21 protein-coding genes are annotated in these 22,650 nt (G+C 41.7%); 6 read left to right on the forward strand and 15 right to left on the reverse strand.

The window, feature by feature from the left end; translation table 11 throughout:
- Nucleotides 1–250: 250 nt before the first annotated feature.
- The 5 genes from AC5WOE_RS17490 to radA all read right to left on the reverse strand — a co-directional run bounded on the left by AC5WOE_RS17490 (nt 251) and on the right by radA (nt 6,003).
- Nucleotides 251–1,351, reverse strand: coding sequence for a PIN/TRAM domain-containing protein (locus AC5WOE_RS17490; protein WP_496051195.1), 1,101 nt, complete (start codon nt 1,349–1,351; stop codon nt 251–253).
- A 195-nt stretch (nt 1,352–1,546) separates the two neighbouring features.
- Nucleotides 1,547–2,047 carry a CarD family transcriptional regulator gene (locus AC5WOE_RS17495; RefSeq protein WP_496051279.1) on the reverse strand — a complete coding sequence of 167 codons (501 nt, stop codon included), beginning with the start codon at nt 2,045–2,047 and terminating at the stop codon, nt 1,547–1,549.
- A gap of 409 nt (nt 2,048–2,456) precedes the next feature.
- Nucleotides 2,457–3,161 (reverse strand): CDP-diacylglycerol--serine O-phosphatidyltransferase, encoded by a 705-nt coding sequence (gene pssA, locus AC5WOE_RS17500; protein ID WP_496051194.1) that lies wholly within the window; start codon nt 3,159–3,161, stop codon nt 2,457–2,459.
- 389 nt (nt 3,162–3,550) lie between these two features.
- Nucleotides 3,551–4,624 (reverse strand): DNA integrity scanning diadenylate cyclase DisA, encoded by a 1,074-nt coding sequence (disA, locus tag AC5WOE_RS17505; protein WP_496053144.1) that lies wholly within the window; start codon nt 4,622–4,624, stop codon nt 3,551–3,553.
- Nucleotides 4,625–4,629: 5 nt separating this feature from the next.
- Nucleotides 4,630–6,003, reverse strand: coding sequence for a DNA repair protein RadA (gene radA / locus AC5WOE_RS17510; protein WP_496053145.1), 1,374 nt, complete (start codon nt 6,001–6,003; stop codon nt 4,630–4,632).
- Nucleotides 6,004–6,393: 390 nt separating this feature from the next.
- On the opposite strand from radA, the gene AC5WOE_RS17515 reads away from it, so the two are divergent.
- Nucleotides 6,394–6,684: a YciI family protein gene (locus AC5WOE_RS17515; protein WP_496051191.1), complete on the forward strand. Its 291-nt coding sequence runs from the start codon at nt 6,394–6,396 to the stop codon at nt 6,682–6,684.
- Nucleotides 6,685–6,794: 110 nt separating this feature from the next.
- Here the strand turns inward: AC5WOE_RS17515 and AC5WOE_RS17520 are convergent, their stop codons facing one another.
- The 6 genes from AC5WOE_RS17520 to AC5WOE_RS17545 all read right to left on the reverse strand — a co-directional run bounded on the left by AC5WOE_RS17520 (nt 6,795) and on the right by AC5WOE_RS17545 (nt 14,097).
- Nucleotides 6,795–9,236, reverse strand: a complete 2,442-nt coding sequence (locus tag AC5WOE_RS17520; RefSeq protein WP_496051190.1) for an ATP-dependent Clp protease ATP-binding subunit — start codon at nt 9,234–9,236, stop codon at nt 6,795–6,797.
- 27 nt (nt 9,237–9,263) lie between these two features.
- Nucleotides 9,264–10,334 (reverse strand): protein-arginine kinase McsB, encoded by a 1,071-nt coding sequence (mcsB, locus tag AC5WOE_RS17525; protein ID WP_496053146.1) that lies wholly within the window; start codon nt 10,332–10,334, stop codon nt 9,264–9,266.
- Between the two features lie 14 nt (nt 10,335–10,348).
- On the reverse strand, nt 10,349–10,867 hold the full coding sequence (mcsA, locus tag AC5WOE_RS17530; protein ID WP_496051278.1) for a protein-arginine kinase activator protein McsA: 519 nt from the start codon (nt 10,865–10,867) through the stop codon (nt 10,349–10,351).
- Between the two features lie 2 nt (nt 10,868–10,869).
- Nucleotides 10,870–11,343, reverse strand: coding sequence for a CtsR family transcriptional regulator (locus AC5WOE_RS17535; RefSeq protein WP_496051188.1), 474 nt, complete (start codon nt 11,341–11,343; stop codon nt 10,870–10,872).
- A gap of 282 nt (nt 11,344–11,625) precedes the next feature.
- The gene (locus AC5WOE_RS17540) at nt 11,626–13,278 is read right to left on the reverse strand and encodes a hypothetical protein (RefSeq protein ID WP_496053147.1); all 1,653 of its coding nucleotides are present in this window, start codon (nt 13,276–13,278) and stop codon (nt 11,626–11,628) included.
- Between the two features lie 129 nt (nt 13,279–13,407).
- Nucleotides 13,408–14,097, reverse strand: coding sequence for an MgtC/SapB family protein (locus tag AC5WOE_RS17545; RefSeq protein WP_496051186.1), 690 nt, complete (start codon nt 14,095–14,097; stop codon nt 13,408–13,410).
- A 153-nt stretch (nt 14,098–14,250) separates the two neighbouring features.
- On the opposite strand from AC5WOE_RS17545, the gene AC5WOE_RS17550 reads away from it, so the two are divergent.
- The 4 genes from AC5WOE_RS17550 (at nt 14,251) to AC5WOE_RS17565 (ending at nt 17,339) form a co-directional block, all read left to right on the forward strand.
- Entirely contained in the window at nt 14,251–14,634 is a 384-nt protein-coding gene (locus tag AC5WOE_RS17550) for a hypothetical protein (RefSeq protein ID WP_496051185.1), read from the forward strand.
- A gap of 410 nt (nt 14,635–15,044) precedes the next feature.
- Nucleotides 15,045–15,854: a sensor histidine kinase gene (locus AC5WOE_RS17555; protein ID WP_496051184.1), complete on the forward strand. Its 810-nt coding sequence runs from the start codon at nt 15,045–15,047 to the stop codon at nt 15,852–15,854.
- Nucleotides 15,855–15,857: 3 nt separating this feature from the next.
- Nucleotides 15,858–16,499: a response regulator gene (locus AC5WOE_RS17560; RefSeq protein ID WP_496051183.1), complete on the forward strand. Its 642-nt coding sequence runs from the start codon at nt 15,858–15,860 to the stop codon at nt 16,497–16,499.
- Nucleotides 16,500–16,625: 126 nt separating this feature from the next.
- A complete protein-coding gene (locus tag AC5WOE_RS17565) occupies nt 16,626–17,339 on the forward strand; it encodes a FixH family protein (protein WP_496053148.1) in 714 nt (237 codons plus the stop codon).
- Nucleotides 17,340–17,368: 29 nt separating this feature from the next.
- Here AC5WOE_RS17565 and pyrB read toward each other — a convergent pair whose 3' ends face one another.
- From pyrB to AC5WOE_RS17580, 3 genes are read right to left on the reverse strand one after another with little or no spacing between them, the layout of a single operon-like run.
- Nucleotides 17,369–18,277: an aspartate carbamoyltransferase gene (gene pyrB / locus AC5WOE_RS17570; RefSeq protein WP_496053149.1), complete on the reverse strand. Its 909-nt coding sequence runs from the start codon at nt 18,275–18,277 to the stop codon at nt 17,369–17,371.
- A 13-nt stretch (nt 18,278–18,290) separates the two neighbouring features.
- Entirely contained in the window at nt 18,291–18,491 is a 201-nt protein-coding gene (locus AC5WOE_RS17575) for a hypothetical protein (RefSeq protein ID WP_496051180.1), read from the reverse strand.
- Nucleotides 18,492–18,513: 22 nt separating this feature from the next.
- Nucleotides 18,514–20,460: a tetratricopeptide repeat protein gene (locus tag AC5WOE_RS17580; protein WP_496053150.1), complete on the reverse strand. Its 1,947-nt coding sequence runs from the start codon at nt 20,458–20,460 to the stop codon at nt 18,514–18,516.
- Between the two features lie 366 nt (nt 20,461–20,826).
- Between AC5WOE_RS17580 and AC5WOE_RS17585 the strand changes: the two genes are divergently transcribed.
- Nucleotides 20,827–22,098, forward strand: coding sequence for an MFS transporter (locus tag AC5WOE_RS17585; protein ID WP_496051178.1), 1,272 nt, complete (start codon nt 20,827–20,829; stop codon nt 22,096–22,098).
- 157 nt (nt 22,099–22,255) lie between these two features.
- Here AC5WOE_RS17585 and AC5WOE_RS17590 read toward each other — a convergent pair whose 3' ends face one another.
- On the reverse strand, nt 22,256–22,510 hold the full coding sequence (locus tag AC5WOE_RS17590; protein WP_496051177.1) for a hypothetical protein: 255 nt from the start codon (nt 22,508–22,510) through the stop codon (nt 22,256–22,258).
- Nucleotides 22,511–22,650: the final 140 nt, after the last annotated feature.

Below are 22,650 nucleotides of genomic sequence, written 5' to 3' on the forward strand. Positions count from 1 at the left end.
TACCTACTCCTTTTATCTATCTATTTGCACAAGAGGACTCCCATTTCCAAGGAATTGCGCTTTGCTTGGTTCGAAAATAAAAATTTTGCAATTCACCGTAATAAATACAGATAAACCCTGCCATAGCGGACCTCTAAGTCGGTGTTCACATCTATTCTAACACGCAAAGTATTCATAAAAAAAGGCAGTAACTCAACTGAGGATACCATACTTCTGACAAACATAAAACAAGCCCAGTATGCTAACTGGGCTATAAAGCACGTTCTAATAACTTCGGTTTAGCAAAAATCATACGACCTGCTGAAGTCTGAAGTACACTGGTAACTAAGACATCAATTTCATCACCAATAAACTCACGTCCACCTTCAATTACAATCATCGTACCATCATCTAGGTAAGCAACCCCTTGACCATGTTCTTTCCCATCTTTGATGACTTGTACATGAATCTCTTCACCAGGTAAAACAACAGGTTTCACTGCATTTGCCAGATCATTAATGTTTAATACTTTAACACCTTGCAGTTCACAAACTTTATTGAGGTTAAAGTCATTGGTAACTACTTTACCACCAAGTACTTTCGCCAACTTCACTAGTTTACTGTCTACTTCTTGAATATCTTCAAAATCACCTTCGTAAATCATCACTTTTACGTCCAATTCCTTTTGAATCTTATTCAAGATGTCCAAACCGCGGCGACCTCGATTTCGCTTCAACAAATCTGATGAATCAGCTATATGCTGTAACTCTTCCAATACAAAACCAGGTATTACGAGCGTGCCCTCTAAAAATCCAGTACGGCAAATATCTGCAATTCTCCCGTCAATGATGACACTCGTATCTAAGATTTTGTGTTCTTGTATAGCTGATCCTTGCTTTTCTCTTTGTTTTGCTTTATCTCTAGATTGTCTTCCTAAAGTAAAAACAGTAATTAGTTCATCACGCTTTTTATAACCTACACGAAAACCAATATAGCCGAGAAAACCGGATAGCACAAAAGGTAATATTCGTGACACTCCAGGTATAGGCAGTGAAGACAATGGCTGCTGAATTAAGAAAGCAATTATAAGTCCAAAGATGAGACCAAGCGCACCAAAAAGTCCATCTGCCGCAGGAATCTTTACTAGTCTTTCCTCAACCCATTTAATCCATGATACAATAGGGTCAGCCAACCAAATGGCTGCCACAAATAGAATGATTGCCCCAAGAATAGCTCCAATCAAATGCGGTACAGGAACTTCGCCAAAATTAAGAGGAGACCTGAGAAGCACCCCGAACAACTTTGGTCCTAAGTAATATCCAGCAGATGCTCCAGCAAGTGCGAAGGCGAGTTGTACGAAACGTTTCATCATGGGGCTTCACCCCCTCTCTTATCAACTCTAGTTGTTATCATTATAAACAAATCGTAGTCAGAATAATCGAATCCAAGAAAATTTATTTTTGTAAAATACATTTCCCTTGATCTTCAGACACAGACCGAACCTAACTAACCTTAAAGAAAAAAGCACTTGAAGTCTATACTTTTCAGAAAAAGACACGAAAAATTTTTATTGTTGCTCCTGGTTGGTCATTGCTCCGTCTATTAATTCAAAGGCCTGTTCTTCTTCTAAATCTTTTGCAAGAACAAACTCACTGATCAATATTTGCTTTGCATTGTCTAGCATTTTTCGTTCACCAGTAGACAAACCTTTTTCGCCATCTCTTTTCATGAGAGAACGAACAACTTCAGCAACATCATAGATGTCTCCTGTTTTCATTTTATCTAAATTTGCGCGGAATCTTCTGTTCCAGTTTGTTGTGTCATCATCTTCAAACTGTCTCATACGTTGCAAGACGAGCTCTACGGTGTTATCATCAATTACTTCACGCAAACCGATGGAATCCACATTTTTGAGTGGTACCATTACCTTCATATCCCCAATCGGCATCCGCATAATATAATACTGTTGACGTTCACCCAAAATTTCTCTCTCTTCGATTGACTCGATAACTCCAGCTCCATGCATTGGGTAAACCACCTTGTCACCTATGTTGAACAATTGGGCCACCTCCACAGACAATGTCTATTTCCAAGATATCACAAAGCGGGCCCTATGTCAAATCGAAACAAATAGAACATATTAGCACACTAATTAGAATGCGTCAACGATTTTTTTATGATTTTTCCCACAAGGAAAAGGAACATTTCACATCACCTTATGAAAAACCCTAAATCAGAGCATTAAAAGCGATTTGCATTCTATTTTGTAATTCATTTCTAAAAATAAATGAGAGTATGGGCTAAGTTCGACATACAATCTAGAGCAATTCATTCAAACAGGAAGAGCTCAGATACCTATGAGTTCCGTTTAGTTTAGCAAACAATCTTGGAGATTATATGGAGATTCTCCCATTTGCGTTAGCAGATATTTCTAATCAAAAAAGCTTGTCGACCTCTAGTGTCGACAAGCTGATATCCTAATCTTCGACAGGCTCTTCATTTTTGTTTTGCCGTTTCTTCGTAATTGATTTTTTCAATCCGTAAAGAGCATAGAAAGCAAGTGGTACAAAGATAACGAGCGGTAATTCTGCTGGATAAAAAATAGCAGCAATTGCAATAGCAACAACAAATATAGCTGAAATCCATAGAAATGCTTTTGGTGTTTTCATTTTCTTAAATGCTGGATACTTGATTTGACTGACCATCAAGTAAGATAAAAATAACATCCCAAACACCATAATATAGTGATTATCCACATACTTATCATACAGCGCCATGGTAGCCAGTATTCCACCTGCTGCAGTAATCGGCAAACCAATAAAATACCCTTTTGGTCCCGTCTGAACATTAAAACGAGCGAGTCTGAGTGCTCCACAAATAGGAAATATCGCAGTTATAAACCATCCCTGCGCTCCAAAACCATTTAAAACAGAAACATACATAATAATTGCTGGGGCAATCCCGAAAGTTATAACATCAGATAATGAGTCCAGTTCTTTACCAAATTCACTCTGTGTGTTTAACATACGAGCTACTCTACCATCCAAACCATCTAGCAACATACCGATAATAACTGTGATAGCCGCATATTCCCAGTGAGTATTCATCGCTAATAGAATAGCCATGACTCCTAAAAATAAATTTCCCACTGTAAATAGATTGGGTAAAACTCTTGCGAACATAGTGCCTGCTACTAAAAAACAAAGAAAAATGCCTTTTCAAAATAAGCACTAAATCAAAAAGTTTATTCCTTAGGGAGGAAGACATCTTCCTAAAGTAGCAGGATTTCACCTCCTTTTCTTAAATTTGTTTTGAGTTAGGAATTTATTCTTCCCAAAACTCTCTACTTTTTATAACTGCTATTTCTACTAGTGATAGTAAATTCAATTCATTAGAGCATTTGGTTAAAGTATATGGATAAATGAGATGAAACAAGCTTTAAACTTTAGACTCTGAAATATCTTTCATGTATAAGGATTAGACAAAAACATTCTATCCCTTTCCCACATACATAAAGACATTTTATCACATTCACCAAAATATTCAATTTTAAACACAAATCTGCATAAAATCATAGATGGCGGTCAATAAACACCTGACTGCGAATTCGCTTTAAACCGTCTTGTACAGCTTTTGCTCGGACAGCCCCAATTCCTTCTACTTCGTCTAACTCTTCCATTGTTGCCAGCATAATTTGTGGCAACACTTCAAATCGCTCTACTAATTTTTGTATTACCGTACTAGGAATGCGAGGGATTTTTCCCAATATCCGATACCCTTTAGCAGATACAGACTCTTCTTGCAAATTGAGTGGACCTGTATAACCCAGCAGCTTAGCTACTCCTTGATGATCCAATAACTCATCTGCTGTTAATTGTTTAAGGGAAGCAAAAACATTTTTCGGATGGTGCTGTTCCTGATCAAGGGCATAGTCTTTTACCAGTAAATATGCTTCCTGCTCCATATTGCCCATCAATTCATCCAATTGCATGCGAATGAGTCTACCTTCTGTTCCTAATTCATGGATATAACTATCAATTTCACGCTTTACGCGAAGAACCATCTCCATTCGTTGCAGGACATTCGTCACTTCGTCTAATGTAACTAATTCTTCAAACTCCAAAGCACTTAAATTGGTAGTCGCTTGATCTAAAACAGATTTATATTTTTCCAGTGTCTGTACTGCTTGATTAGCCTTTGTTAGAATGACACGAATATCTTTTAACGAATAGCGTACGGTTCCTCTATACAATGTAATGGTATTACGACGTTGAGAGATAGACACCACCAACTTACCAGTTTGTCTAGCAGTTCGCTGTGCTGTTCGGTGACGAATTCCCGTTTCGGTAGAGGGGAGTGTAGCACTGGGGACGAGTTGCGCGTTTGCATACAAAATACGTTTTCCATCATTGGATAAAATAATCGCACCATCCATCTTTGCCAATTCATATAAAAATGCAGATGAAAATGGACAATCGATATGAAAACCACCATCTACAATATCTGCAACTGCGTTATCATAACCCATCACAATGAGAGCACCAGTTTTCGCTCCTAATATATTATCCAAACCTTCTCGAAAAGCAGTACCTGGTGCTATTAGCGTTAACATATCATCAATATGTGCTGTTTTTTCCTCTCGCAACTTATTTACCCTCCCAATGCGACTTCCAATGCTTCTTTCAATGTTTTGACTCCAATTCGTGCAATTCCTTCTGGTGGATTCCATCCACGCATGTTTTTTTCTGGAATAATAACATTTGAAAAGCCCATTTGCCATGCCTCGGCAACCCGTTGTTCGATTCGACTGACGCCTCGTACTTCTCCTGTCAAGCCTATTTCCCCAATAAATAAATAATCTACCCCTATTGGACGATCACGAAAACTAGAAGCAAGACTTAAAGCAATCGCTAAATCGATCGCAGGTTCATCCAGTTTTACCCCGCCGACAACATTTAAAAATACATCTTGCTGATGGAGCGAGAAACCTAATCTTTTTTCAAGCACTGCCAACATCATGCTCACGCGGTGATGATCGACGCCTGTCGCCATCCTTTTTGGAATTGCATTGCTCGTAGGTGTAACTAAGGCCTGTAATTCTACTAACACTGGTCTTGTTCCTTCAATACTAGCGGCCACTGCCGTACCAGGTACTCCTACAGGACGCCCTGCCAAAAATAATTCCGATGGATTTCCTACTTCCACCAATCCTGTCTCTTTCATCTCAAAAACACCGATCTCATTGGTAGACCCAAAACGATTTTTTACTGCTCGCAGCACCCGATATGTATGATGTCTCTCTCCTTCAAAATAGAGAACAGAATCTACCATATGTTCCAACATTCTCGGTCCAGCAAGCGCCCCTGCTTTGGTCACATGCCCTACAATAATAATGGTAACTCGCTTCTCTTTCGCAAGGCGCATCAATTGGCTTGTACATTCTCTCACTTGCGAAACACTTCCAGGTGCAGAAGTGATCTCTGGATGATACATCGTCTGAATAGAATCAATTACAACCAATTTTGGAGAACTCTCATCTACTAGTGTTTCAATAGCAAGTAGATCTGTCTCCGCAGCGATCAATAATTGATCAGACAATGCTTCCAATCTCTCGGCCCGAAGTCGTATTTGTTCCATCGATTCCTCCCCAGAGACATACAAAACTGGCATGCCGCCATCGGCTAAAAGATGAGTAGACTGTAACAACAGAGTAGACTTCCCAATACCTGGGTCGCCGCCTACTAACACCATAGACCCTGGAACCAATCCACCTCCTAGTACTCTATTTAACTCCCTCATGTGAGTATCATAACGAGGTGTTTCTAATTTCTCAACTTTCGTAATGGGTATAGCCTTTTCTTTCGACTTTCTACTCTCTCTACTCTTCGTTTGCTTGTTTCCACCTGTTATCACTTTTTCCTCAACTAAACTATTCCATACACCACAACCCGGACAACGCCCCATCCACTTCGGTAATTCATAACCACATTCACCGCACACAAATACACTTTTGCTTTTTGCCAAATTGATTCATTCCTTGTCCCATCTTTTGTTAATCATTATAGCATTGTGAGCTAAATCGTGGGGTGAAAGCGAGCGTTAGGCGAGGGGAAAGAATTTTCTTTCACCAGTCCAATCTTTGAAAAAAGCAAATTTGCAAACAAACATTCGTATGGTAATATATGTCTAGTCGCCCAGACGAAAACCAAGTTGTTCGCGGCAAAGAAGAAATCAAAATATTTAAACCGAGGTGCACGCGGGATTAGTTTGGTAATAAATAGTCATGAGGCTATCATCCCAAGAATCCAACGGCTTTAGCCATATGGAGTTGTCAAAACACCAAACACATGATGCTTTTAAAAATAACGATGGGTGAGATAAACTATAAATATAAACCAAAGGAGGAATGAAAAAATGTTTATTGCACATTTACACTACCAAAGACCTATTGATGTAATAAATAGTCATGTTCAAGCCCATCGTGATTATTTAGACACACTGTATAGAACAGGCAAATTAATCGTTTCAGGACGAAAGACAGATCAAACTGGTGGGGTAATTGTATTTGCTACTGCTGATCGATCCAAGGTCGAAGCTATCATCGCAAAGGACCCATTCCATTCTCTTGACTTGGCTACATATGAATTAATAGAATTTGATCCAGTTAAATATGACTCTAAATTTGCAGATCTATATTTAAAATAAAAATACTATCATTTATTAAAAATATGATTCTCTTTTAAATCTATCATACTTACCGATGATTTTCAGCAACCTCTCTTTTATAGAAAAAAAAGCGGCTTTACGCCGCTTTTTTACGTTGTACTAACATTTGCTTTTTCAACGACTAATTCGCCATCTTTCAGATCAATTGTTACTTTATCTCCCCGAACAATGTTGCCTCTTAGCAATTCCTCTGAAAGTCTATCTTCTACATGTTTTTGGATAGCACGGCGTAGTGGACGTGCCCCATATGCAGGATCAAAACCTTCTTTTGCCAAATGTTTCGTTGCTTCAGGAGTCATCTCTACGTGAATATTTTGCTCTGCAAGACGTTTTCTAAGTTCTTCTGACATCAGGTTTACAATCTCACTAAGATGCTCTTCTTTTAAGGAATGGAACACAATCACATCGTCGATCCGGTTTAAAAACTCTGGACGGAAGCTTTTTTTCAATTCTTCCATCACATTTTGTTTCATCCGTTCGTACTCATCTTTGCTATTATCCCCGACTGTAAAACCAAGTTTCGTATTTTTTCCGATCGTGGATGCACCGACATTTGACGTCATAATGATGATAGTATTACGAAAGTCAACAGTACGACCCTTGCTATCGGTTAAACGACCATCTTCTAAAACTTGAAGTAACACATTAAATACTTCTGGATGTGCTTTTTCAACTTCATCAAAGAGGACAACCGAATATGGTTTACGCCGAACTTTCTCTGTCAACTGTCCACCTTCATCATAACCTACATACCCTGGAGGAGATCCAACGAGACGGCTAGTCGAATGCTTCTCCATATACTCAGACATGTCAATCCGAATCATGGCATCTTCATCGCCGAACATCGATTCTGCAAGTGCACGAGCAAGTTCGGTTTTCCCTACTCCTGTAGGTCCTAGAAAGATAAAAGAACCAATTGGACGTTTGGGATCTTTTAAGCCTGCGCGAGCGCGACGAATGGCACGCGCTACAGAAACTACAGCTTCTTCTTGACCAATCACTCGATTATGCAAGATGTCTTCCATTTTGAGTAATCTTTCTGTCTCTTCTTCTGCCAATTTTACTACTGGTATACCAGTCCAGTTTGCCACCACATCGGCAACATCTTCTGCTGTAACAGCTGAATCTGTTTTTCCTTGGTCTTGTCTCCAACGGTTTCGAGTTGTTTCTAATTCTTCCCGAAGCTTTTGTTCCTTATCTCGTAGGGAAGCTGCTTTTTCAAACTCCTGACTCTGAACAGCAGCATCTTTTTCTTTCTTCACTTCTTCCATCCGTTGTTCCAATTCTTTTAACTCTGGGGGAACCGTATAGGAAGAAAGTCTAACTTTAGAAGCTGCTTCGTCAATCAGATCAATTGCTTTATCTGGCAGAAAACGATCAGTAATATAACGATCTGAAAGTTTAACAGCTTGTTTAATCGCTTCATCCGTAATTTTCACACGGTGGTGAGCTTCATAACGATCACGAAGTCCTTGGAGAATAAGGATAGCTTCTTCTTTCGAAGGCTCATCAACGGTGATCGGTTGGAAACGACGCTCTAATGCAGCATCTTTTTCAATATATTTACGATATTCATCAAGTGTTGTCGCACCTACACACTGAAGTTCTCCCCGTGCCAATGCTGGTTTTAAGATATTGGAGGCATCGATCGCCCCTTCTGCTCCACCTGCCCCAATCAGAGTGTGCAATTCATCGATGAAGAGAATAATATTGCCTGCTTGACGAATCTCATCCATAATTTTTTTGAGACGATCTTCAAATTCCCCACGATACTTCGTTCCTGCTACTACTGTACCCATATCGAGTGTCATCACTCGTTTGCCACGGAGTGTTTCAGGGATATCCCCTTCGACGATGCGCTGAGCCAAACCTTCTGCAACAGCCGTTTTCCCTACTCCAGGCTCCCCGATGAGTACAGGATTGTTCTTGGTTCGACGAGACAGCACTTGGATCACACGCTCAATCTCTTTGCTTCTACCGATTACCGGGTCTAGGTTGCTCTCTCTAGCGGACTGGGTCAAATCACGAGCCAAACTATCCAATGTAGGTGTATTGGCACTCATTTGTGTCCCTCCTTGATGAGATGAAACTGTCTCTGTACTCCCGAGCAATTGTAAAACTTGGCCACGTGCCTTGTTCAAACTAACACCAAGGTTGTTAAGTACTCTTGCAGCAACTCCTTCTCCTTCACGAATCAAGCCGAGGAGAATATGTTCCGTGCCGACATACGTATGACCGAGTTTACGAGCTTCATCCATAGATAACTCGATTACTTTTTTCGCTCTTGGTGTATAAGCGATACTTGTTGGCTGACCGCTTCCGCGTCCAATAAGTGTTTCTACTTCTTTTTGAATTTTTTCCATGCCAAGCCCAAGTGCAACCAATGCTTTAGCTGCAATGCCATCCCCTTCACGGATCAGTCCCAACAGAATATGTTCCGTACCAATATTGGTATGACCGAGACGAACTGCTTCTTCTTGTGCTAAAGAAAGCACTTTTTGTGCTCGTTCAGTAAATCGTCCGAACATCATATCGCTTCACCTCTTCTATTTATCTTTTTACTCTCTTTCCATTCCAATTCTTTCCCGAATTAAGTCAGCTCGGCGAACATCTCGTTCTTCCGCACCTAATTTTTCACCTGCATATTGCTGTAAAAATCCTGGCTGGATCAATACCATTAATTCATTCATCACAGATGACGGAACTCCTGTCAACAAGCCCAAATCAATCCCCAAGCGAACATCAGATAGACGTCTCATCGCCTCTTTGGAGTCAATAATTCGGGCATGAGCTAGTATTCCAAAAGAACGGTTAACTCTATCTTCCAATTGGATCGAAGACATACCGAGCAATCTATCGCGAGCCTGTTTTTCATGATCGATCATTTGGCGTACTACGCCTTGCAATTTATCGATAATTTCCTCTTCCGACTGACCAAGTGTCACTTGGTTGGATACTTGGTACAAGTTGCCTAACGCTTCGCTTCCTTCTCCATAAATCCCTCGTACTGCTAAGCCCACTTGGGTAATTGCAGGAATAAATCGATTTAATTGCCCAGTCATCGCTAAAGCTGGCAAGTGGATCATCACGGATGCACGAATTCCAGTACCAACATTAGTAGGACAGCTGGTTAAATATCCACACTGTTCATCAAAAGCAAAAGTCACATGCTTTTCTAACCAATCATCTATTTGAGATGCCAACTTCCAAGCCTTCTCTAACTGAAAACCAGGAAATAAGCATTGAATTCGTATATGATCTTCTTCATTCACCATAATACTGACAGACTCATCTTGACTAAAGAGAACTGCTCCAGATGTAGATTCCTCTGCCAAGTGAGGACTAATCAAGTGTTTTTCTACCAAAACTCGCTTTTGAAGTTCGGTCAAGTCTGCCATTTCAATCAGTTCCGCATTCTCCAAAATCTCTGGAATATCATCTTTGGTCAATGCTTCTTTAATGAGATGAGTCACTTCTTCCAATTGGGAGGCGGTACTGAGCATCGGAAATGGCATTTGCGCTAAGTTACGTGCTATGCGAACTCTGCTGGAGAAGATCACATCAGACTCAGCACCTTTTACCTTCATCCATCCACTCACAGCATTTTCAAGAAATTGATTTAACGACATTTCTTATTGCCTCCTTACTCCGAGAGCCGTTCCTGTAGCGAACGAATTTGGTCTCGAAGTTGTGCTGCCTTTTCGAACTCCTCCAACTCTATTGATCGAACGAGTTGTTCACGAAGTTTTTCTAGATCTTTTTTGATTTTTAGTTCGCCTTTTGTACGTTCTGGAAACTTACCATGGTGAGTGGTAGACCCATGAATACGACGAAGAAGCGGATCTAAACGATCACGAAACGTTTCAAAGCAATCGCTACAGCCAAACCGCCCTATTTTACTGAATTGATTATACGTTAACCCACATGTCGCACATCTTGGAACGGTCTGCTGTGCAATATTGGGAGATTCACTTGATACCATATCAAAGTTTAATAATCCAGATAACAGATTATGAAACGAGAAGCCATTGTCAAATCCAGGCATATACTCGCCTTTTTCCTGTGCACAAACCTCACATAAGTGAGCTTCTGTCTTTTCTCCATTTACGATCTTCGTATAATGGAGGGTTGCTGGACGTTTTCCACACTCAGGACAAAGCAAGTTCATCTACCTCCTAACTTTCCAAACAGAATGGAGATCATCGATCGCAACATACGGGCCCTTACCTCATCGCGAATAGGAAGTGGCAGTTGGAGTGTTTCCCGGGAAATAATGCTTTTGATCAGAACTGCTTCACGCTCGGTCAACAGCTTATCTCCCACTAAACGACTGAGAACATGCTCTGCCGTCAGTTGAGGGATCGACTCTCCGATATGAAGCAATAGATCAGCAAAATACTCCTTTTGGGACTGAAGTCTCACGCGGCGAATGCGAATAAACCCGCCTCCACCTCGTTTACTCTCTACCAAATATCCTTTTTCGACGGTAAATCTGGTACTGATCACATAATTGATTTGCGAAGGAACGCATTGAAACTCATCGGCTAATTCACTTCGCTTGATCTCTACCATCCCGCTGTCACTTGCTGCTAGCATCTGTTGTAGATATTTTTCGATGATGTCCGAAATATTCCCCACACGGACACCCCCTTGCTGACTTTGACTAACTTTGACCTTACGATATTATTATACACCAACTATCCAAAATGGCAATGCTTTTTCTTATTTTGGGTCTATTTTTTGACAAATATACAAAAAAAGCTAACCCGCTCGGGTTAACTCGTTTTTCCATCATCTATATAAAAGTTCATTATTATTCGCACGGGGGCAGCAGATTGCTCGAAAGCGATCAGCGCCCCCCCTCCGGCAATAAGCCGGAGGGGTTTGACCGTGTGCGTGCGATGTGAGGAGTTGCGGTTCCTAGGCAGCAACCTTTACAGCGTCGAGGTACTCGTCCACCTGATCCCGGTTGACCCGGCCGACCTTCTCCAACTTCTGGATCTGCTCCCCGGTGAGGGTCGGGTCCTTCTGCTCGAATCGCTTCTGGAAGTAGGAGTAGTACCTCTTCAGCGCCTCATTCTGCCGGCCGGTGAGGGTTCGGTCCTTCTGCTCGTTCCGCTTCAGGAGACCGGCGTAGTACTTCTCCAGTGCATCGACCTGATCCTCCGAGAGGATCAGGTCGTTCTTCTCGGTCCTCTTCAGAACCTCGAAGAAGTACTGTTCCAGCGACTCGATCTGCTGCTCCGACGAGCCGCCCTTAAGTTCCTCCAAGAGATAGAAGTAGTACTGCTCCTCCCTTGCTCCGTTGATCCGCCCGCTCCTCCTCAGCGAGCTGATCTGCTCGTAGGTGAGGGTCGGGTCGTTCTTCTCGAACCGCTCCATCAGGGGCAGCTCGGGACGGGCCTTGGGCTGGCGCGCTTCCTTGGGCATTTCCAGGGAAGAAGCGGACTTCTCCCTGATCGCCAACAGTTCCTGCAGGTACTCGTTGTCCTCAAAGAGCCGCCGGTCAGCAGGAGTGAACTCTTCTTCCTCACCATCGAGAATCATCCTCGCGGCCTGCAAAGTGTGATTCCCTTCAATCTCCGCGTACTCCTCCTCGGTCAGCTCCCTGTACCTGATCTCCGCCAGATCCTTGAAGAGCTTCTTGAAGTGGTTCAGACGGAGATAGTCCAACTTTCGGGGCTTGGGCTTGTCCTGAGAGACGACGATCCGCTTCCCCTGATTCTTCAGGTCAGCGGGAGTGGGCTTCGGACGGGGGACGGGCTTCGATCCCGACTTGGTGACCTTCTGTCCGTCCCAGATCGCCTTCACTTCCTCCTGATTCTCCTCCGGGAGACCCTTGAAGAGATCCTCCATCTGCTGGGGAGTGAGGAGATCCTTGTAGAACTCCATCTGGGAGAGAATCTCCACCACGGTCTTCCACTGGCCGTGCTCCCCCCGCCTGATCTTCTCGCGACGGATCTTGACTTCCACGGGCAGATCTGTCTCGTCGACGGGCTTGACCTCGGGCTTCTTCGCCGGCTTGGGACCGGGCTTGGGTCCGGTGACCTTGGGCTCGGCTGCCTTCGGCTCGGCTGCCTTCGGCTCGGCTGCCTTCGGCTCGGTGGCCTTCGGCTCGGTGGCCTTCGGCTCAGTGGCCTTCGGCTCAGTGGCCTTCGGCTCGGCTGCCTTCGGCTCGGTGGCCTTCGGCTCGGCTGCCTTCGGCTCGGCTGCCTTCGGCTCGGTGGCCTTCGGCTCGGTGGCCTTCGGCTCGGCTGCCTTCGGCTCGGTGGCCTTCGGCTCGGCTGCCTTCGGCTCGGTGGCCTTGGGCTCGACGGCCTTGAGTCCCGTGGCCTTGGGCTCGACGACCTTGAGTCCCGCGACCTTAGGCTTGGCGGCCTTGAGTCCCGTGACCTTGGGCGTCTCGATGGACACCGTCGGTACGACCATCTGCACGCCGATGGACTGGGCCATCTCGCCCAGCTTCTCGCCTGCCTTGATCGTCCCTTCGAGCCACCAGATGTACTGCTGGATACCATCCTTGAGCTTATTGGCCTCGGCGAGCGCAGCTTTGAGGTTGGGGTTGCTGAACATGAGGGATACTCCTCGGGTTAGGTGCAAACGCACACGGTCGGTAAATCTTAACTTCATCTTACATTATTCGCAATTTACTGGTCAATAAAGAATAATGCTCTAAACCGCTCCATACAAAGGTTCTCAACGTCAATAAATTTGCTCCACACGAGTGATTCCTTCCATATGCTGCAATTCTTCCAACAACTCGGCATCTAAGTTCGTTCCTTTTATTTTAATTGTAAAAGTGATCTTTGAAGCATCATGACCATCTTCTTCAATTCGAAGCTTTTTAATAGAGATACTTTTGCTTTTTCCGATAATCTTTACCATCTCACTCAAACGAGAAACGTCATTATCTGTCCAAACTTCTAATACAGCTCTCGTCTTTTGGTTCCAAAACATCCGATCCAGCCATCTGCGGATAATGAGTCCAATAAATACGATCAATGTCGTAATGACTGATGGAAAGTAAAAACCAGCTCCCGTTGAAAGGCCGACAGCTGCTACTACCCAAAGTGAAGCTGCTGTAGTCAGACCGCTCACCGTAACTCCTTGTCGCAAAATAGTTCCAGCCCCCAAAAAGCCAATTCCACTGACAACTTGGGCACTGATCCGCGAAGGATCAAAAGTAAAGTGAGGAAGATGGACAAAGTCAGAAAATCCATAGATCGAAATGAGCATGATCAAAGCTGAACCTACCGAAACCAATATATGGGTACGAAAACCTGCTGGAGAATGGTTTAACTCTCTCTCCCAGCCGATTAACCCACCCATCAATGCAGCCATGAACAATCGCTCCGTCAAAATCCAATAGCTGGGGTATAAAACATCATACATACTCCCACTCTCCTTCTTTCCTACCATTATCCTTTATTAGTATATTTTTATACAAAAAAGTATTAAACATAGAAAAATTTTTTCCCTATTCGTGGTAATAGGTATTGCGTATAATAAGAATAGTGGAATCGTTAGAAGAGAATAGAGGTTAGTATGCTGATTTCTTCGAATGCGCTTTCAACAGAAGAGCTCCCTCAAGTTCACCACAATCTGCTTGTGAGAAGTGGACTCCCTCGTAGTCGGTTCCCGAAATTTGCTATTCTGTGTGAGGATCTGCGGGGAGAAAAACCCCCTATCAAAGATTCCTTCCTTGAAGCTATCGAGGAATTGGAACGCCTCACCACAGAGACAGAAGAAAAGCTACAAAAAGTACAAGAGGAACTGCAACGAGAGAAGACACCACCTTCTACTCCAAGAGAAGAACTCGAAAACGCAGAGAGAACCTACATGCAAGATCTCTTCTCGTTCCATGAACTCATCCCGCTTATCAGTGAGCTGTTCGAACAAGCGTATCGACAGCCTCTCGATGCGAGATGAAGTGACCGGCCGGGTATCTGAGGTAGATACCCGGCCGTCGGCTTTTTAAAGTAGATAAAGGAAAACAAATCCGTTATGATAGAATGGAATTTTTTTTGGCACACCATACGGCTAAAGCCGAAGGATTCTTGGGACGGTAGTCTGATGACTACTTCATTACCAAACTAACCCCGTGAGCCCCACGGTTCCATTACAGCATAGAATAGCCCTACTGCTTGGTTTTCGCATTTCAAACTATCCAAAATTTGTAATTGATGATAGTTTATCAGCAGAATGTATGTTTGTAGATATATTTTTTTAAAATAGTGTTGGATGAGAGAGTGCTGAACCCTCTCATCCAATCCTCGTTTCCATCCCACGATTCAACCGTGGGTTTTCTCACTCTCAATTCTATAAAGGGCTGAATTACTATGTCTACCAAACAAATTAAATGGCTTATCCTCTCTATCCCTACCCTGACGATTGGAGTATGGGAATATCTCCGCCACACGATCCTGCTCCCTCATGTTTCCATGGATCTTGGAAATTGGCTCTCTCCTATCATTATTTTCCTGATTACCATCGCCTTCCTCAATCCGCTCTTTCAAGCCTATGAACATTTATCAAAGCAGCTAAAACAAGAGCGGGAAAGCAAGCAGCTCATGGCCGAGAGAGAGAGGATAGCCCGTGAACTCCATGATGGAATCGCTCAAACTTTGTTTCTCTCCTCTGTGCAAGTAGAAAAATTAAAAGCAATCGCTCCTCATGAGCAATGGAGGGAACTGCAACATAGCTTGCACCATATCCAAGAATATGTACGAAGATCCATCCACACCCTCAAAACAGAATACCAATTAGCCTTATCGGCACAGCTTCAAACAAGTATCGAACAATTTCGTTTGGATACAGGAATCGATGTTCACTATAATTTCCAGTTTCAAGACAGCCACTTCTCCCAAAAAGAAGGCTGGGAACTAATAGCAATCGTCAATGAGGCACTGACGAACATTCGAAAACATGCATTTGCTACAACAGTATGGATAGAATTATCTTCCACAGAGGATAGTTGGAATTTGAAGGTAGAAGATAACGGTGCAGGTTTTGATGAACAAAAATTACAATCGGCAAATAAGTTTGGTCTTAGTATCATGAAGGAACGTGCGGAAGAGTGCGATGCGAAATTTTCTTTCTCGCGGGAAAAAAACAAAACCATCGTTCATGTTTGGAAAAGGGAGCTTTAAAAGATGAATTATCGAATTTTAATCGCTGATGATCATGAACATGCCCGTAAAGCCATGCGGATGATTCTCTCGGAAGATGACCGCTTTATCATTGTTGGAGAAGCGAAACGCGGAGATGAAATCTTACTTCTGACAGAGCAACTCATGCCAGATATGATTTTAATGGATATACATATGCCAGGCTTAAACGGTCTGGAAGCAACACGCCAAGTAAAGGAACAATTTCCGTATGTTAAAATCGTTATGGTTACGGTCTCCGATGATGTTACCAATTTGTTTGAAGCAATTAAAAACGGTGCCCAAGGGTACCTCGTGAAAAACCTCAATCCGACCATTTGGCTATCCTACTTACATGCATTGGCAACCGATACAGCCCCAATGCCTCAAGAAATCGCCAATCGAATCCTAGCCGAATTCACCGGAGTAAAATCAACGAATGACCATTTGTTGACTCCAAGGGAACAAGAGATATTGACAAGGGTCGCCCAAGGACTGAGCAATCGAGAAATCGCAAATGAACTGATTATCTCCGAACACACTGTTAAAAATCATCTCAAAAATATTATGCAAAAATTACACCTGAATAATCGAGTACAACTGACTCGTTATGCCTATGAACAAGGATTTATGGGAGGCAATACGTGAAAATAGCTCTTATGAGGGATGTTTTTTGTTCCTCTGTTTTTTACAATAATAAGGACGCTTTATGTAAAAATTGGAATCAAGATGTTTATACGTAATATTACAAAAAGAAACAAAGGGGTTCTAACGTTGAAGAAAATAGGATGGATGCTGTCATTGGGATTGTTTTTGGTCAGTGGATGTACTTCACCATCTTCCACTTCCACACCTCCAAGTGCACCTGCCTCAATCTCACTTCAGTTTGAAGTACAACCAACAAAACCAGTCCCAAATCAACCAATTACGCTGTCGGCAAAGGTAACTGGAGACAATAAACCTGTGAATGATGCGAATGTCGAATTTGAGATTTGGAATACAGGAGCAAAAAATCATTCCATGCTAAAAACAAAACGAACGGCTGAAGGAACCTATACCATCACAAATACTTATCCTATCGCGGGTAATTATAATGTCATTGTCCATGCAACAACCCCACAGGTGCATCAAATGATTTCGGAGACTTTTACAATTGGCGAATCATCAAATAAAGAACAGAGTCATCATAGTGGAGATAACGGATTGATGATGCATATCCAGCTACCTTCTAACGCCAAAAGTGGGCAGAGTACCAAACTCTTCGGGCATATCGCCCAAAACAATCAGGCCTTAACAGATGCAAATGTAGAGTTTGAAATCTGGAAAGAAGGTGAAAGCAACCACGATTTTACAGATGTCGCGGAAACAAAACCCGGTGAATACTATAGTACTTATCACTTTAAAACACCTGGAACCTATCATGTAAAGTTACATGTCGAAAAAGGGAAAATACACGACCATACCGAGCAATCGTTGACAGTTCAATAGGTATTCGAAAAAAGACCGCTAACAAAAAGTTAGCGGTCTTCTGTCAATAATGAATAGAGTAAAGCCATCCGAATCCACATACCATTTTTTGCCTGTCTAAAATATAGAGCACGAGGGTCCCCGTCTACATCAGGGGCGATCTCTTGGTTACGAGGAAGCGGATGAAGCACCATCGTATGAGAACTAAAACGACTCAACACATGTCTATCAATGACCATTTCTTTTACCTTTCCCTCACTTGCTGGCATTCTTTCTCTCTGCGTTCTCGTTTGATAAAGTACATCTACATCACTTGGTATATCACTTAAAGAAGAACATGCAATAAAACGCCCACCATGATCCTCCATATACTGAATATAATCATCACTTAGTTCTAAACCCGGCAATCCTACACCATAAATCGTTAAACCCTTAAATAAAGATAATATTTTCACCAAAGAATGAACGGTACGGCCATATCTCAAATCACCAATCACCGCAACAGACAGATGGTCTAGCGATGATCGCTGTTCAAATATGGTGTAACCATCTAGTAATGCTTGGGTGGGATGTTCACCTGATCCCCCTCCTGCATTAATAAGGGGGACAGAAGCTACTCTGCTCGCTTCCGCTGCTGCATCATTTTCATGGTGACGCATAACAATCGCATCCGCGTATCCTTCCACAATCCGAATGGTATCTGCAAGGCTTTCTCCTTTTACAGAAGAAGAAACTTCCTTCGCATTTTCGGTACTTATTAAACTTGCCCCTAGTCGCTGAATAGCAGACTCAAAAGAAAGCCGAGTACGTGTACTCGGTTCATAAAACAAAGTAGCCACCACTTTACCACGGAGTGAATCCTGATAGCGACTGGCATTTTTTTTGATATCAGATGTAAGAACAAACAGAGATGTTAGATCTTCTCTGGTAAATTGTGTACTAGAAATTACATGTCGCATGGAGATCCACCTTTTACTCACCAGTTATATTAATCGTTAGTTCTCCTTCTCCTCCTGGTCCAACCTTAGGTTCCATCAGGGACAGTTCAATAGAAGCAGGTTGCATTTCCAAGAAAGGAGTTTTAACTTTTACAATAGTAGTAGCAGCATATACAACAGGGTGTGAGAATAAAAATAAAGAACAAATAGCTAAGCCTAGTAGCTTCACACGCACTTTACCTTTCCTTTCTGGCAAACTATTTCATTGCCTGAGCACTTGATAGTCCATTTTGGTAGAGGCGGTTACTCGGTTCTAATTGGAGAGCTTTTTGAAAAGCTGCAACCGCTGCAGGTTTGTTCTTCACTGCCATATAGCAAACTCCTAGCTGGTAAGAATATTTCCCAACTTTAGGATCACGAACCACTGCCTTTTGTGAAGCTACAATTGCAGAATTATAGCTGCTAGGATGAGTCTTACCATTTATGTAGTAAGCTCGAGCCTTGTAATAAAAGCCTTCTGCATTTGTATCATCGATTTGATTTACAGCGACAAATTGATCAAAAGCTAGATTGAGTAGCTCCTTGAGTTGTTTCGCCTTTACATCGGTTCTCAAGCTTTGATTTCGAAGTTTTTCATCTCTTTGTTTTAAATATAAAAGTCCAAGAGAAATATGATACTCGATACTCTTGTCATTCAACTTAACTGCTTTTTTCTCATTTTCCACTGCAGCTTCTATATTATTAGCTTGTAATTGAATAATAGCAAATTCATGAAAATACACTGCATTTTTTGGAGCTAGTGCAACTGCTTTTTTCATACTCTCTACAGCTGTGTTACTATCTTTTAAAATATTGTAGATTTTCCCTCGATGATAGTAAATACTAGCAGTTTTTTCATCTAGCTCTGCAGCTTTATCAATTGCTGTTTTTGCACTTGGATAATCACGTACATAATAATTAAAAACAGCAAGCTGATCAAACAACTTCGCATCATCTGTAAAATAAGCAGTTGCTGAATTCATCACGATAACGCCTGACTTATAATCTTTTTTCAATCCATAGAGATTAGCCAGGTGCACATAATACTGTTTACTCTCTGTATCCATTGCTAAGGCTTGTTTTGCAAATGTCAATGCTTTATCGATATCGCCTTTCTCATATGCCTTTACAGATTGATTATACAAACTGACAGCTTTGTTTGGATTTTGTTCGACTTCCTGTACAATTTTCGCTTCTACTAAAGGGGTAATATCTGGACCCGTTGTAACAATCAAGCGTGCTAAAAACAATAGAGCAACAATCCCAACAGCAACCCACGTCAACCATCCAGGTAACTTTTTCTTTGGTTTTACTGTGCTTTCCGCATCATTTTTTGTTTTATTGACACCAAAAGAAGCGAGCTTTGAACGTCCAGTAAAAAACTTGTCTACCAATGTATTGCCAGCTTTTTTCTGCTCATCTTTTAGAGCATCAATCCCTTTGGGCTTCTTACCACCAAATTCATGAGCCCACTTCCACAATTCATGTAAAGGTGGTCGCATCACTGGATCTGGTGAGACGCTCTTCATTATCCAAGACTCTAATTCAACTGGAGCATCAGACCGAAGCGATCGCAGTGGTCTCATCTTGTTTTTGTGCTGCTCTATATTTTCTCCTGTCAACATCAAAAACAACAACTCACCAAGTTGGTTTGCCAACTCCGCTTCGCTGTATACATTTTCCTTTTCCGAAGGTAATACAGAAGTAGGTCCACCGTACAAGAAACGAATAGTACCATCTTCATCGATGACCATGTTTTGGGGATCAATAAGGGCAAATTCACCTTGGGACTCGCACTCCATTAAGTGATCAGCAATTGTCTTCGTGATCTGAGAAACTTCTCCTAATGCAAGTGGAGCGTTTTGATAAAGGTAAATCCCTAACAGGTTCCCTTCCATTTTCTCAAATACTTGATAAAGCACTCCATCTTCTACAAAGACTTCTTGCAACGGTACAAAAATACGTTCATTTCTCAAAGGTAATTTCGCAATCGTATCTTCATTTGGTTCAGATTGCAATTGTATTGCATGGATAAAACGTGTTGGTACTTCTTCAGGATCAAACGAATCATAAGTTGTGTAATACAGAACACCATCAACAAATGGAAATACACTGATTACTTGGTAACTTCGTTTTATTCGCTCTCCTTGTTGTTTTATCTGCATAACTTCCCCTCACTCTATCAAGCGGACATTTTTCATATCCCCTATTGTAACATGAAGTATCATTAAGGATGAATGTCATTTTCGTTATATCATCAGGCTATCCTAATTCTTGCAAATATATGGCAGGACAGTTATGTAAAATTAATCATATAATGATGTAAAAATATAACAATTATGCTGCTATTTTCTGTTTGAACAATATAATTTATAGTTTTCTCTGCCTGCTATATCGCAACTGCCTGCAAAATTCTTATAATAATGATAGTGAATCTTTTGTGATCATTACAACCCTACTTTTCATTTATTTTCATTCTGAATTAGTAACAGTTTTTTATTTTGAGATCGGAACTTTTAAGGGGGAACATGATGGACAAAAAAGTTGTACGTGCTTGGATATGGTATGACTGGGCTAACTCTGCTTTTGCCACTACCATGATTGCAGCTGTAATGCCTATCTTTTTTTCAGATGTTGCTGCTAAGAGCTTATCAAAGACAACTGCTACTGCTTACTGGGGTTATACGGAATCCATTTCTTTAGTCTTACTCGTTCTCTTATCTCCTATCCTTGGTTCAATTGCTGATCGAGCAGGACGAAAAAAGCAATTTCTCCGCTTTTTCACCTACTTGGGAATCGGTTCATCACTACTGATGGCTACAATTGATGAAGGTGAATGGAGATGGGCAGTTGTACTAGTGATTATAGGGTCTTTAGCCTTTGCCTGCAGTAACATTTTTTATGATGCTTTCCTGCCAGAGATAGCGGAGGAAAAAGATCGCGATATGGTGTCTAGTCGCGGATATGCCCTTGGATATATCGGTGGTGGTGTATTATTGGCACTGCAACTTGTCTTTATTCAGAAACCCGATTGGTTTGGATTAACGTCAATATCTGCAACTCAGATTGCTTTTGCATCTGTTGGTGTATGGTGGTTCCTCTTTTCCCTTCCCATATTCAGACATGTAAAAGAAAAAGAAAAAAAATCAACAGAGAGCTTCTTCCAACTGAGTAAAAATAGTACCCGGCAGGTAATCCAAACCATTAGGCAACTGCCAAAATACCCAGAACTCATGCGTTTTTTAATTGCCTTCTGGTTTTTTAACGATGGAATCAATACCATTATTAAGATGGCCACTATTTATGGAAGGGAAATTGGGATTGGTACAAGTGATCTCATTCTAGCTCTGCTCATAACCCAATTTGTTGGATTGCCTTTCACATTATTATTTGGAAAATTCGCTGGATGGTTTGGCAGTAAACGCACCTTGATCACCACAATTATTATATATTTGTTCATTGTCATTCTCGGTTATGGAATGACCACCTCTTTTCACTTTTATGTTCTCGCTATCCTAGTAGGAATGGTACAAGGAGGTAGTCAAGCTCTATCTCGTTCCATCTATAGCCAACTAGTCCCAGCCGAAAGAAACGCCGAATTTTTTGGTTTCTATGGTCTATCAGGAAAATTTTCCGCAATCTTTGGACCATTTGTCTTTGGTCTGGCGGGACAATTAACAGGGTCTAGTCGATTTGGTATTCTCTCACTCGCGATCTTTTTTGTCATCGGAATTTCACTATTATGGAAACTTAATCTAGAGAAGGGACAGCAAGAAGCAACTTCTAACTTAAGTAAAAAGTAATCTCTAAAAAAGGTCCTGATGGGACCTTTTTCTCTACCTAAATTTACTACTTCGAAGCCGCTTCTTCCTTACCACTATCGCTGTGGGCCAAACCAAAAGAACAGAAACAACTAGAGCAGCACTTGGATTATTATGAAGAACACCATAGGCGACATAGTTAATTATCAAATTCAGAACGACAATCAGTATATTTGCGAGGAAAACATGAAAAAACAACTGTGTATCCACATATTTTCCAATCCAAAATCCAACGGCAACTTGACCGATAATAAGTACTGGTAAGGTCAACAATATAAGGATCAAGCTGTAAATCAAAAACAGAATAGAAAAGTCCAGCTAGATACTCCAATGGAAACATAATGATCATTCCTAAACCACCAGCTTGCAAAATGCGCAACCGATTTAATTTCACTGCCTCTCCTCCATTTAAAAAGTTATAAAAATGATGCTCCCCTCTCAGTATAAAAAAGCATTTAAATAAATACGATATCTATACACCTTAAGAAAAAAGGAAGCATTACCATAATTAATGGTCGCACCTCCTTTTTTTAT

The organism is Shimazuella sp. NTD248 (assembly GCF_059510395.1).

Coding starts and splice junctions, on each gene's coding strand:
- AC5WOE_RS17490 (WP_496051195.1), bottom strand. CDS start 1,351: ATGATGAAACGTTTCGTACAACTCGCCTTCGCACTTGCTGGAGCATCT.
- pssA (WP_496051194.1), bottom strand. CDS start 3,161: ATGTTCGCAAGAGTTTTACCCAATCTATTTACAGTGGGAAATTTATTT.
- AC5WOE_RS17515 (WP_496051191.1), top strand. CDS start 6,394: ATGTTTATTGCACATTTACACTACCAAAGACCTATTGATGTAATAAAT.
- AC5WOE_RS17520 (WP_496051190.1), bottom strand. CDS start 9,236: ATGATGTTCGGACGATTTACTGAACGAGCACAAAAAGTGCTTTCTTTA.
- mcsB (WP_496053146.1), bottom strand. CDS start 10,334: ATGTCGTTAAATCAATTTCTTGAAAATGCTGTGAGTGGATGGATGAAG.
- AC5WOE_RS17540 (WP_496053147.1), bottom strand. CDS start 13,278: ATGTTCAGCAACCCCAACCTCAAAGCTGCGCTCGCCGAGGCCAATAAG.
- AC5WOE_RS17545 (WP_496051186.1), bottom strand. CDS start 14,097: ATGTATGATGTTTTATACCCCAGCTATTGGATTTTGACGGAGCGATTG.
- AC5WOE_RS17550 (WP_496051185.1), top strand. CDS start 14,251: ATGCTGATTTCTTCGAATGCGCTTTCAACAGAAGAGCTCCCTCAAGTT.
- AC5WOE_RS17555 (WP_496051184.1), top strand. CDS start 15,045: ATGTCTACCAAACAAATTAAATGGCTTATCCTCTCTATCCCTACCCTG.
- AC5WOE_RS17560 (WP_496051183.1), top strand. CDS start 15,858: ATGAATTATCGAATTTTAATCGCTGATGATCATGAACATGCCCGTAAA.
- pyrB (WP_496053149.1), bottom strand. CDS start 18,277: ATGCGACATGTAATTTCTAGTACACAATTTACCAGAGAAGATCTAACA.
- AC5WOE_RS17580 (WP_496053150.1), bottom strand. CDS start 20,460: ATGCAGATAAAACAACAAGGAGAGCGAATAAAACGAAGTTACCAAGTA.
- AC5WOE_RS17585 (WP_496051178.1), top strand. CDS start 20,827: ATGGACAAAAAAGTTGTACGTGCTTGGATATGGTATGACTGGGCTAAC.